Origin of the sequence: Microcoleus sp. (assembly GCF_049646505.1) — a bacterium.
In the GTDB taxonomy this organism is placed as follows: Bacteria; Cyanobacteriota; Cyanobacteriia; order Cyanobacteriales; family Microcoleaceae; genus Microcoleus.
In genome coordinates this window covers 1-10,200 of record NZ_JBARVX010000345.1, presented here as the reverse complement: position 1 = coordinate 10,200, position 10,200 = coordinate 1, and the positions used below count along the sequence as shown (strand labels likewise).

General features: G+C 47.8%; 13 protein-coding genes and 1 pseudogene. 5 read left to right on the top strand and 9 right to left on the bottom strand.

Features of this window, described 5'->3' with window-relative positions; genetic code table 11:
* The 6 genes from WBA89_RS17815 to WBA89_RS17790 all read right to left on the bottom strand — a co-directional run.
* On the bottom strand, positions 1–899 hold an 899-nt coding region (locus tag WBA89_RS17815), incomplete at its 3' end, for an AAA family ATPase (protein WP_424408551.1).
* A gap of 64 nt (positions 900–963) precedes the next feature.
* A complete protein-coding gene (locus WBA89_RS17810; protein ID WP_106334466.1) occupies positions 964–1,305 on the bottom strand; it encodes a type II toxin-antitoxin system PemK/MazF family toxin in 342 nt (113 codons plus the stop codon).
* On the bottom strand, positions 1,298–1,633 hold the full coding sequence (locus tag WBA89_RS17805; protein WP_424408549.1) for a hypothetical protein: 336 nt from the start codon (positions 1,631–1,633) through the stop codon (positions 1,298–1,300). Before WBA89_RS17805 ends, WBA89_RS17810 begins: the two co-directional genes overlap by 8 nt.
* Positions 1,634–1,707: 74 nt before the next feature.
* Positions 1,708–1,896 carry a hypothetical protein gene (locus tag WBA89_RS17800; protein ID WP_424408547.1) on the bottom strand — a complete coding sequence of 63 codons (189 nt, stop codon included), beginning with the start codon at positions 1,894–1,896 and terminating at the stop codon, positions 1,708–1,710.
* 67 nt (positions 1,897–1,963) lie between these two features.
* A complete protein-coding gene (locus WBA89_RS17795) occupies positions 1,964–2,227 on the bottom strand; it encodes a hypothetical protein (RefSeq protein ID WP_333093085.1) in 264 nt (87 codons plus the stop codon).
* A gap of 294 nt (positions 2,228–2,521) precedes the next feature.
* On the bottom strand, positions 2,522–3,541 hold the full coding sequence (locus tag WBA89_RS17790) for a hypothetical protein (RefSeq protein ID WP_424408545.1): 1,020 nt from the start codon (positions 3,539–3,541) through the stop codon (positions 2,522–2,524).
* A gap of 355 nt (positions 3,542–3,896) precedes the next feature.
* On the opposite strand from WBA89_RS17790, the gene WBA89_RS17785 reads away from it, so the two are divergent.
* Both WBA89_RS17785 and WBA89_RS17780 read left to right on the top strand, forming a co-directional pair.
* The gene (locus tag WBA89_RS17785) at positions 3,897–4,067 is read left to right on the top strand and encodes a hypothetical protein (RefSeq protein ID WP_424408543.1); all 171 of its coding nucleotides are present in this window, start codon (positions 3,897–3,899) and stop codon (positions 4,065–4,067) included.
* A 188-nt stretch (positions 4,068–4,255) separates the two neighbouring features.
* On the top strand, positions 4,256–4,795 hold the full coding sequence (locus WBA89_RS17780) for a cyclic nucleotide-binding domain-containing protein (RefSeq protein WP_424408541.1): 540 nt from the start codon (positions 4,256–4,258) through the stop codon (positions 4,793–4,795).
* Positions 4,796–4,875: 80 nt separating this feature from the next.
* Here the strand turns inward: WBA89_RS17780 and WBA89_RS17775 are convergent, their stop codons facing one another.
* Together WBA89_RS17775 and WBA89_RS17770 are read right to left on the bottom strand one after the other, a co-directional pair.
* Positions 4,876–5,289, bottom strand: a complete 414-nt coding sequence (locus tag WBA89_RS17775) for a hypothetical protein (RefSeq protein WP_424408539.1) — start codon at positions 5,287–5,289, stop codon at positions 4,876–4,878.
* Positions 5,290–5,713: 424 nt separating this feature from the next.
* Complete coding sequence (locus WBA89_RS17770) at positions 5,714–6,568, bottom strand: FAD-binding domain-containing protein (RefSeq protein ID WP_424408537.1); 855 nt, start codon at positions 6,566–6,568, stop codon at positions 5,714–5,716.
* Between the two features lie 193 nt (positions 6,569–6,761).
* Between WBA89_RS17770 and ribD the strand changes: the two genes are divergently transcribed.
* Together ribD and WBA89_RS17760 are read left to right on the top strand one after the other, a co-directional pair.
* Complete coding sequence (ribD, locus tag WBA89_RS17765; RefSeq protein ID WP_424408536.1) at positions 6,762–7,937, top strand: bifunctional diaminohydroxyphosphoribosylaminopyrimidine deaminase/5-amino-6-(5-phosphoribosylamino)uracil reductase RibD; 1,176 nt, start codon at positions 6,762–6,764, stop codon at positions 7,935–7,937.
* Positions 7,938–7,989: 52 nt separating this feature from the next.
* Positions 7,990–8,601 (top strand): hypothetical protein, encoded by a 612-nt coding sequence (locus tag WBA89_RS17760; RefSeq protein ID WP_424408535.1) that lies wholly within the window; start codon positions 7,990–7,992, stop codon positions 8,599–8,601.
* Between the two features lie 289 nt (positions 8,602–8,890).
* Here the strand turns inward: WBA89_RS17760 and WBA89_RS17755 are convergent, their stop codons facing one another.
* Complete coding sequence (locus tag WBA89_RS17755; RefSeq protein ID WP_424408533.1) at positions 8,891–9,805, bottom strand: PPC domain-containing protein; 915 nt, start codon at positions 9,803–9,805, stop codon at positions 8,891–8,893.
* A gap of 98 nt (positions 9,806–9,903) precedes the next feature.
* Here WBA89_RS17755 and WBA89_RS17750 point away from each other — a divergent pair.
* Positions 9,904–10,200: pseudogene (locus WBA89_RS17750) on the top strand (flavin monoamine oxidase family protein); the annotation flags it as partial.

The following is a 10,200-nucleotide window of genomic DNA, read 5'->3' as shown; positions in this document are numbered from 1 at the left end:
TGGCCGGCGAGGAGTTTTTGCCAAGTTTGGCGGTTGTGGTGCTGGAGTTGCAGTTGCTGCAATTCTGCAGTGTCGGCTTGCTGCTGCTGCTGAAGCAAATCGGTTGCTTGCTGCAATTGAATTTGTTCGTCGCAGATTGCCTCTTTTTGTTGCAGTTGCTCTTGTACGGTTTGCAAACTGTGTTTGAGAACTTCGACTTTGGCTTTAAATTCTCTGGCTTTTTCCTTGGCTTGTTCGGCTAAAGTGTCGTATTGATCGAGTTTGAGGAGGCTGGCTAAAACTTGCTTGCGTTCGATCGGCTTTTTGAGCATAAACTCATCAGCACGCCCCTGCCGCAAATACGCCGAGTTAATAAAAGTATCGTAATCTAATTTGATATGTTCGAGAATTTTCTGCTGAGTATTTCTGATCCCCTTGTCGGTGAGGGTGCGAAAATTCACCCCCCCCGGCCCCCCCTTACCAAGGGGGGGAGAAGAATTAGATGCTTCGGGCCCCCCTTTACCTAGGGAAGAATTAGATGCTTCGGGCCCCCCTTTACCAAAAGAAGAATTAGATGCTTCGGGCCCCTCTTTACCTAGGGGGGGGAAGGGGGGGTTTGTTGCTACTTGAAATTCTAAACTTCCCGATTGTCCGCGCCTGCGGTTGCGAATCACCCGGTAGATTTGGCCGCCGGTGGAAAAAGTGAAATCAACGCGCACGTCAGTTTCGCCGATATGAATGATATCGTCTTCTGTATCGCTGCGACAACAGCCCCAAAGCGACCAGGCGATCGCCTCTAGCAGAGAGGATTTGCCGGCACCGTTAGGCCCGCAAATGCAAGCGGTGTGCAGGCCGCGAAAGTCTAAAGCAGCTTCGCGATAGCTGAGAAAATTTTTGAGTGTAAGTTGTATAGGAATCATTTAGGCCATCGCGCCGTACAATCTATCTATAATTAACACTATTTGTGTGCTGTTGGCTAGTTATTCAATCCAGATCCAAAACAATTGTCAGTGCTTCGGAAATGTCTTCCATAATTGTATCGGACAGGGTTCCGATCGATCGGACGAACCTTTGTTTTGAGACGGAACGGACTTGAAAAGTGTCGGCGGCTGAGACTTTAGCCAAGCCATTTTCTGATGTCGGTTCGAGCTGTACCATCCACTGTAGCGGGGAAAAAAGATCGTTCCATGCTGTAATCGGAACAATTACTTTGAGCCGCAAATTTCCCACTTCATCATCGCTGACAACCACAACAGGTCTAGTTTTGCCGATTTCATCTCCCACAGTTGGATCTAGTTTTACGAGCCAAATTTCACCCTTACGCATTAGTTTTTACCCCTGCGCTCAGATATTCTTCCTCTGAGTCGAAATACGGTTCGCTGTCAGGCGACCACAAATCGTGCAGCGGCCCTCCTGGTTCATACAAAGGAACCGCTGCTTCTGCTGCTGCTCTGAGTTTCCGCTTTCTTTCAACTTTGCGCTGGGCTTTTTGTTCTATGTCGTCTCGCATCATCCGCGAGGCTGTTTCGATGATTTCTAGGCGTTCTTCTGCTGTCAGATTTTTGAGTGCTTCTAAGATTTCTGTTTTGGTCATGATTTTTTCGGGTGGTTGGTGAAAAAGTGCGATCGATCCAACCATCATTATATCTTTCACAAAAATCCCTCTGGGCGATCGCAGTTAATTTTGCACCTCATCCTCCGAATTTCCGCGTCCGGCGACGATCGACCTTACGGATAGTTGTTAGGATTTTCAACTATCAAACCCTCACTTGTTGCTGCTGCATTTAACTCCCCATCAGCAGATACAAAAGTCATCGCAGGCAAATTGTTAGCTGTGCAGAGGTTATTTATGCTACAGCCTGTTGCTAGCTGCACAGCATCACAGCCTCGCAATCCGTAGGTTTCAGCTAATGCCATTGCAGAGTTAATAATACTTTCGGTAGCGTTTGACCAGCGCGCTGCTATTTACAAAATAAATTGTCATCTAGCGGCGTTCCTCAATAATTGTCTCAGAAACAGGCTGCCCCTGTACCGGAATTAGTCGCCTTTGTGTTTGCTGAGTCCAAGAAGAATGCTTGATTTTTTTGACTAAACCAGAAGTTAACAGCGCTTGGTGAAATCTTGTGCGTTGAGCAGCTTGTTCTTTCTGAGCCAGAGAGTTCCCAATAGCGCGCTCTAGTTGCTGTAGTTCTAGCACTTCCAGGGTGTCAAGCTGATTGAGGATTTTGTTGAAGATTCCCTGCGACATAGGATTCTACTTTTTAGTAAGGCTAGTTTATCTATTATATCGTTTCCGGTTGCATCGGAATGATTTAACCGCAGAGAACACAGAGTACACAGAGTCCGAGAATATATATCTGAATCATTCCGATGAAGAGAGGATTTGCTATTATACAACTAAGTGTTCTCCAAATTGCCATGTTCTCCGAATAGCCGTGTTCTCGATTGCTGTTGATTTTCCACCATCAAAAAAGGGTTGACTGCATTCCTACAGCCAACCCCGCGCCTATTTACTTATCGTGCGTTTGCTCAAACAGCAATACTACCGGGAAATGTTCGGGAACGTATAGCCGACACCGAGTAACAATCCCACTTCGGCTCCGTCGAGAAAACCAACATTCAGTCCCGCTGTTGCTGTAAAATTCCTCGACAGGGGCACATCCACACCCCCCGAAATCAGGAAGCCAAAATTACTGTTGTCGCCAGTAGAAATTGTTACGCCAGCACCCAGGTAAGGAGCAGCAGTAATTACAAAATCATCGGTGACTTCGACGGCTTCTTGAGATACAAAATCGTAGGTGACGGGAAGTAAAAATGTTAACTCATCGCGGAACAAAACACTCGGTCTCACCGAGAAATTGTTTGTCAAACCAATTTTGCTGATAATCGCAAACGAACTGTCGCCTAGGGCTGAATCTCCGCCAAAACCTAGATTGCCGCCAATGCCGATGTAGCTGGGGCCCGAACGGGTGGCTCTGCCCGGTCTGATGGTACTTGGTTGAGCCAATATCTCGGGTTTGTCCGAGACTGCTGCGGGTTTTTCGGCAAGTTTCGGTTGGTTTGTCAGGGCCGAGGCGGAAGTGCTAACAGGATTGCTTAACACTTCTTGTGCTGTTTGGACTTCTTTTTCTTCCTTTGCTGCTGTTTCTTCCAAATTGGAGCGATCGAGCTTTTCGGCAATCTCGACTGTTGGCTGCACTTTGACGCTATCAGAAATTTTAGCTGTTTCTTCCGAGTTTTGTGTCTCAGCAGCAATTGATGCCTGCTCGATTTTCGCCGTTTCTGTCCCAGCAATTTCTGATGTTGTTGCAGCAGCAGATTCCGACGGTGCGACAACAGATGCTGGCAAGTTGGCTGCTGGTGCGGCTGCTGTTGGTTCTGCCGCTTCTGTTAGTTCGATCGAACTGATAGAATCAATTTTTGTATTAGTAGCTGCGGTTTCAGCATCGAGTTTAACTGCTGAAGTTGCCACCGGCTCAAAAATTTGGTCAACATTTTGAGCCGCCGTATTTGCCGCTGTACCGACATCGGGCAAGTTGCCGGTTTCAGCTTTCGCTGACACGGTACTGCAACAAACAGCTAACACTGCAAGATTTATTAACGCAAAACTAGACTTGGAAAATAGACTATTCATAGACACTCCTCAACGAACGGTGTGTTAAAAGTGTAAGTGTTTGAGGGCTCTTGTTGAGAGCTTTGTTGAAAAATGACACAAATAGGAGTTGTGTTGTTCCTAGATTGGCACTCAACCGTTGAACAGTCAACTCTCAAGCTGATTAGATTCAAGAACCGACAGCGGGTTTAAATGCTAATTTTAATTTACACAGCGAGCTAATAAAAATCAATCCTGGGGGGGATTTCATCCTCGCGCTCTTTTGAATTGAGCGGCGCGCAGCATTCTACAATTCTGTACTTGGGTGCGCTGTACCGGCACCAACGATCGAAAAATTGGGTTGTCGAGGGCGCACCGACTCGAAACCGAGAGACAGCAAGCTTTCAAAATTGTTTTGGGAATCCGGGAAGCGAAAGCTAGGGCGGTGGCACTGGGGCGATCGACTGCTGCACAGCCCCCTCCAAGTGATGTATGATATCACTTATCCAAAAAACAGTTGTCGATCGGTCGTGTCAAAATTATTAAATATTATTAGAATCGTATCAACTAGAGCGTTTTATTAGTAAAGTTAAACTTTTGCTCTCGCTCAAAGTCTGACCATTTAACAACAGCACGCAATTACACAAGTAAAAAATACAAAGTATCCGATCTCAACCTGACTTTATGAGCAAAGTTCTAATCATATTAGGCGAATTGAGCGACCGCGACATTGATTGGATGATCGCCAACAGCACCCGCACCAAAGTACCCCCCGGCATCACCCTGATCGCCGAAGGTAAGCCCTTAGAGGCCCTGTACATAGTTCTGGAGGGAACTTTGAGCGTTACTGCATCACCTTTGGGCAAAAAAGAACTTGGACAAATCATCTGCGGGGAAGTGTTGGGCGAAATGTCTTTTGTAGACGGAAGGCTTCCTTCTGCTAGCGTCACGACAATTGATGAGTGCCTCATCCTGTCAATTCCGAGGCGGCTGCTAACAGAAAAAATGGAGCAAGACGTGCTGTTTTCCCTGCGGTTTTATCGGGCGGTTACAAAATTTCTGTCGTCGAGACTGCGGGGTACAGTCCAACGCTTCGGCGAAGAGAATGATTATTTAATATATCAAAACCCTGACGACGAATTCGCGATCGCCCCCAATGTCGAAAATCCCGATTTGGCTGAATCGAGATTTCAATGGCTGTTGAAGCGTTTGAAGGAGAGTTGAAGGAAATTCGGCAACGGATTTAACGGATTTAACAGGCATTCCCCAGGACCAATGACTAATGCCCAATGACCAATTTCCCCTTAAAAAACATATTTTTCAGCGACGCGCCAGTATCGGGAAAAACGCTTCAAATCAATGTAACCATCGTAGCGGACAAAGGGTTCTGGCGGCAAAACTTCTACAGAGATCGATCGTCTAATTTCCTGGCAAATATCCTGAAACCGAGGACTGGGACTTTCTGTTGTGACGACTTGATTCGCGCCGGATTCGATCGCAAAAGCGACAACTTCCGCAGCCACACCGCCGCGCCTAATCACTACCGGCAACTCCAGCAAACATTCGTAAATAAACACCGTTCGTTTGAGACTCAACTGCCATTCATCGATGAGCGCGTCGTCCCAAACCCAGATTCCCGGCGCGTCTGGGTGCGCTTGAAAAGCCGGGCCTTGGGGACTCAAACAGTCGCCGTGCACCCAAATAATCGGATTGTTCATAAATTGTTAGTTGTTAGTTGTTAGTTGTTAGTTGTTAGTTGTTAGTTGTTAGTTGTTAGTTGTTAGTTGTTAGTTGTTAGTTGTTAGTTGTTAGTTGTTAGTTGTTAGTTGGTAGTTGGTAGTTGTTAGTTGTTAGTTGGTAGCTGTTAACTGTTAGCTGTTAACTGTTAGCTGTTAATTGTTAACTGTTAACCAATAATATCGTTTCCGCTTGCATCGGAATGATTTAACCACAGAGTACACAGAGTACACAGAGGGAGAGGATATATATCTGAATCATTCCGATGCTACCGGATTTGATATAACTACTAACCAATAACTACTAACCAATAACTACTAACCAATAACTACTAACCAATAACTACTAACCAATAACTACTAACCAATAACCAATAACTAATGACTAATGACTAATGACTGATGACTAATGACCTTTTTTATGGCGTTGCCAACTTTTAGAACCGCCCGTGCGATCGACCTTTTCGCCATGAGGAAACAACTTGCTTTCCAAATATTCATAAGTTCCCTCAAAATCGCACTGCCCGTAAAAAGGACAATCGCCACAATAAACTCCCTTAGTGTAACGCTCCAAATTTTCCCGATTAAAAAAATAAGGTTTGTGACTGAAAGTGCTGGCTACCCACTGCCAAGAAAGATTGTTGCTCGCCGGATCTCCATCTAGCAAGTGCTGCAAAAACCAGCGAGCTCCGGCTTGCCAGCGCACGCGGCGCCAGTGTACGAGATAAGCAGCCATCCACATCCGCTGGTGATTGTGCAGATAACCGGTTTCTCGCAACTCGCGGCTGAAACTGTCGATGCAAACGTTACCAGTCGTGCCCTCGACTACATCCTGCGGCAGAGTTTCGCTGTAATCTGTAGCAGTGTAACCAGTTTTGTAGGGTTCCCGGTCTTGCCAAATCCCGTTGCCCAATTCGGCGTACAGTCGCTGCCAATAATCCCGCCAACCCAACTCGTTGACAAGTTTCGCGGCCTCTTCTGGATGTCGCACCTTCTCCAGTACGACATCTCGCACTTCGGCAAGGCTCAAAACGCCGTAGCGCAAATAGGGCGACAACCGCGTTACCGCGCCGTTGAGGAAATTGCGGGTGGAGGCGTATTTGCCGGGATCAATTTGTTGCAGCGCTTTTTCAGCAGCTTTGCGCCCGCCTGGGGTTGCGGGTACGTTGCTATCGAGGGCGGCGGCTTCGGGAAACTGTTGGCTGACGTAGGCTATTAATTCGTCGCGGCTGGCAAATTCCCGCTTCATGTCCTGACTCATTGTTTTTTCTCAAGCGCCTGCTATTGTTTCTTAATATTAAAGCTATTTGCTGGGGTCACAAGCTGCCCGATCGCCCGCTTGTTGCCCTTGACTCCCGATACCGTACAGTGCGCCTAGCAGGAATCGATCGTCGGCGGCCCAAAATTAGCATCAAAGTCACTAAACTTAGGGTTAGATATCATACCAAAATCTTATGGACACTTTTGGGGCGGACGCTCAACCGATCGCCAATTCAGCTAACCCACAGCAGCAATCTACCAAACAACTGGACAACAGCCAAGTTCAAGAGTTCGATCGAGCCATGATGCGCCGCTGCATAGAATTGGCCCGCCGCGCCCTCGGCAAAACCGCACCCAACCCCCTCGTCGGTTGTGTAATTGTCCGAGACGGCAAGATTGTCGGCGAAGGGTTTCATCCCGGTGCCGGCAAACCTCACGCCGAAGTATTTGCGCTCCGCGAAGCGGGGGAACTCGCCGCAGGAGCGACGGTTTACGTGAACCTGGAACCATGCAACCACTACGGGCGTACTCCTCCCTGTTCCGAAGCTTTAGTCAAAGCCAAGGTGGCAAAAGTAGTGGCTGGCATGGTCGATCCGAATCCTTTGGTAGCCGGCGCTGGACTCGCCCGGTTGCGGGAAGCCGGGATTGAAGTGGTGGCGGGAGTGGAAGGGGAAGCTTGTCAGAAACTCAACGAGGCTTTCGCGCACCGGATTTTGTACCGCCGGCCTTTTGGAATTTTGAAATATGCGATGACTTTGGACGGTAAAATTGCTACCAGTAGCGGTCACAGCGCTTGGGTTACGGGTTCGGAGGCTCGGAGAGAGGTGCACCGGGTGCGTGTCGGCTGCGATGCGGTGATTGTTGGGGGAAATACGGTGCGTCTGGACAATCCCCTGCTGACAAGTCACCAGCCCGACTGGAACAATCCCCTGCGGGTGGTGATGAGCCGCACTCTGGATTTGCCGAAGTCGGCTTGGTTGTGGGAAACCTCCTCGGCTGCTACTTTGGTGCTGACTGAAGCTGGGGTTAACCCGGAATTTCAGGAATTTTTGATCGCAAAAGGGGTGGAAGTTGTGGAGCTCTCGCCGCTGACACCGACTAATGTGATGGCTTATTTGTACGATCGATCTTTTCTTTCTGTACTGTGGGAGTGCGGCGGCACTTTGGCGGCTTCGGCAATTGCTGAAGGTGCGGTTCAAAAAATTATGGCTTTTATTGCTCCTAAAATTGTCGGAGGCCGAGATGCTCCAACTCCTGTGGGAGATTTGGGATTTTCGGCAATGACTGAGGCTTTGACTTTAGAGCGGGTTTCTTGGCGCGCTGTGGGTGCAGATTGTGTGGTGGAAGGCTATTTGAAAATTAAAGATTGAAAGTTAAAAGCGAGTCTTTTGAGTTTTTAATTTTTAATTTTTAACTCCTTTTATGGTGGAAATTCTAATTTGGAGTTTGATGGTTGGCAGTCTCGGCTTGGAGGCTGCACTCGTGGGTCTTTTGGTGAGCCGCGAGCAATTGGTTGCAGGGAAAAAATGCGATGATGAGGAGGAAGTTTTGACTCGGTACGAATCTCAAGAGGATAATTTTAATAAGCCGGAAAATGCGCGCTCGAATGGCAATCCTAAATCCGATCGCAATTCTGATGATTTGGCGGTTTGGGAGTACAAGATTGTGCGGGCTAGCAGCGATTTGTTTCGCAATCCGGCGATTTTTCACAAGCTGTGCCGGGAAGAGGCAGAAATTGGCTGGATTTTGCTCGAAAAGCTCGATGACAGGCGGGTGCGGTTCAAACGTCCGATCGCGCTGCGGGACGCCCCGAGGGCTAATTTACCAACTTTTGACCCTTACCGCACTCATTACGGCCCGATCTCGAATGCGATGACTTGGGCTGCGGCGATCGTGTTTCTGAGCGCGATCGTCCTGCCTGCTATTTTGGGCTATGCTTTGGTATCGGCCACTCTCAGCAAAAGTCGCTCTAATTGGCCTCAAACACCTGTTCAATCTTTGCCTTCTCCGGGCGGGCCGGAAAGTACGAATTAATACCAATTTCATAAAGTTATGCTACTACCGAAAGTTTGACTCCCCCCCTTTATAAGGGGGGGTTGGGGGGGTAGATATGTAGCGATATTTTATAAATTTGGTATAAGACTGGGGCAAATTGTCGATCGTTTTTTTTGCTGTCAGCTTTATAGCAAGTCTAAATCATTTGTAAACCAGATTTTTTTGACGAACCGCGAAGGCGCAAAGATCGCGAAGGAAGAGAGGAGAAGTGAGGAGAAGTGTGGGTTTTTTTGACTGATTTAGGCTTGCTATATACGTTTATTACATTTTAAATTTGGGGCGGTATTACTGAGGGAGCAGATAGCAATCTCAAGTCATAATTTGTATCTCCTTGAAATTGAGACACGCGGACAAAATAAGTCCCCGCAGGCAAAGCCCCGTTGCTGACTATTGTTTCTGAAGCCGTTCCTAAATTGTTGGACGAAGCAATAAGATCCTCTAATCCAACTGCACCGTTACCGTTGAGATCCTGAATTAATTCTACATCAATATCTGCACTCAAACCGTCAACTGTTGCACTGAAAAGGCTCGGAGTATTCAGGATGAAACTGTAAATGTCGGTTGGTTGGGCCGCGCCGATAAAATCGCTTGCTGTTTGAATTTCTCCAAGAATTCCTAGGTTTTGCGCTGCGTTTAAGTTGTCGGCGGGATCGGGGAGAGTGCTCAACAATCCTTCTTGTTGACCGAATTGAATGTAGTGGCCGATCGCACTTTGAATTGCGCCGCTGGTGACTGCAGCTTCTATCAGCGGATATTTTTCTAGATAAAAGCTGGGATCGAAGAAAGCGCTCGGTTTGCGGTTTTCAAATTGACCGACTTTCAAGTAGTGTTCAAATACGGTAAATTGATTTGCTTGGACTGCTGTCTGAACGTCTGGGTTGCTTGCTAGATAGAAACTAACATCGAATAACGGGTTGGGGTTGCGAACTTCAAATTGACCGAATCTGATAAAGTGATCTGCCCCAGAAAATCCGTTGTTTTTGGCAGACTCTGCTACGTCTGTATTGGTGTCTAAATAATAGCTGGCATCGAACAGGGCGTTGGGGTCGCGATTTTCAAATTTGCCAATTTTTCGGTAGTGATCGAAGGGGCTCGATACCGTGCCTCTGGCGACTGCTACGGCGACATCTGGGTTGTTTTCGAGATAAAATTTGCTGTCGAACAGTGTTCTGAGGGTTAGCATTATTAAAAAAATCTCTCTGTACTTTAGTCTGGAAAGTGCACAATCAAGTTCGATCGAGAATCCAGTTTACACCGAAGTTTTGTGAGGGCGTCTCAATTATGGCTAAATCTGCACTGATGGCAATGCTGCGCCGCGCTGCGAGTATTGCCCAGAAGTCTAGGGAAACGGGCATTCCGGCTGATGAATTACTGGGGGTGCTGACTTCGCGCAGTTCCAATTTTCCCATATCTCGGCGCCAGTTGCTGCACGGGGGTTTGGCGGTAGCGAGTGCTGCTGCTGCTGCGACTTTTACCCGGCAGGGGGCTTTTGCTCAGCAGCAGGGACGATCGCCCATTTTGATTGTCGGTGCCGGGATTGCGGGTTTGACGGCGGGCTATCGCTTGCGTCAGGGGGGC

Excerpts from the sequence above, each read along its gene's own strand:
- WBA89_RS17810 (WP_106334466.1), bottom strand. The coding sequence starts at position 1,305 with ATGCGTAAGGGTGAAATTTGGCTCGTAAAACTAGATCCAACTGTGGGA.
- WBA89_RS17800 (WP_424408547.1), bottom strand. The coding sequence starts at position 1,896 with ATGGCATTAGCTGAAACCTACGGATTGCGAGGCTGTGATGCTGTGCAG.
- WBA89_RS17795 (WP_333093085.1), bottom strand. The coding sequence starts at position 2,227 with ATGTCGCAGGGAATCTTCAACAAAATCCTCAATCAGCTTGACACCCTG.
- WBA89_RS17780 (WP_424408541.1), top strand. The coding sequence starts at position 4,256 with ATGAGCAAAGTTCTAATCATATTAGGCGAATTGAGCGACCGCGACATT.
- WBA89_RS17775 (WP_424408539.1), bottom strand. The coding sequence starts at position 5,289 with ATGAACAATCCGATTATTTGGGTGCACGGCGACTGTTTGAGTCCCCAA.
- WBA89_RS17770 (WP_424408537.1), bottom strand. The coding sequence starts at position 6,568 with ATGAGTCAGGACATGAAGCGGGAATTTGCCAGCCGCGACGAATTAATA.
- ribD (WP_424408536.1), top strand. The coding sequence starts at position 6,762 with ATGGACACTTTTGGGGCGGACGCTCAACCGATCGCCAATTCAGCTAAC.
- WBA89_RS17760 (WP_424408535.1), top strand. The coding sequence starts at position 7,990 with ATGGTGGAAATTCTAATTTGGAGTTTGATGGTTGGCAGTCTCGGCTTG.
- WBA89_RS17755 (WP_424408533.1), bottom strand. The coding sequence starts at position 9,805 with ATGCTAACCCTCAGAACACTGTTCGACAGCAAATTTTATCTCGAAAAC.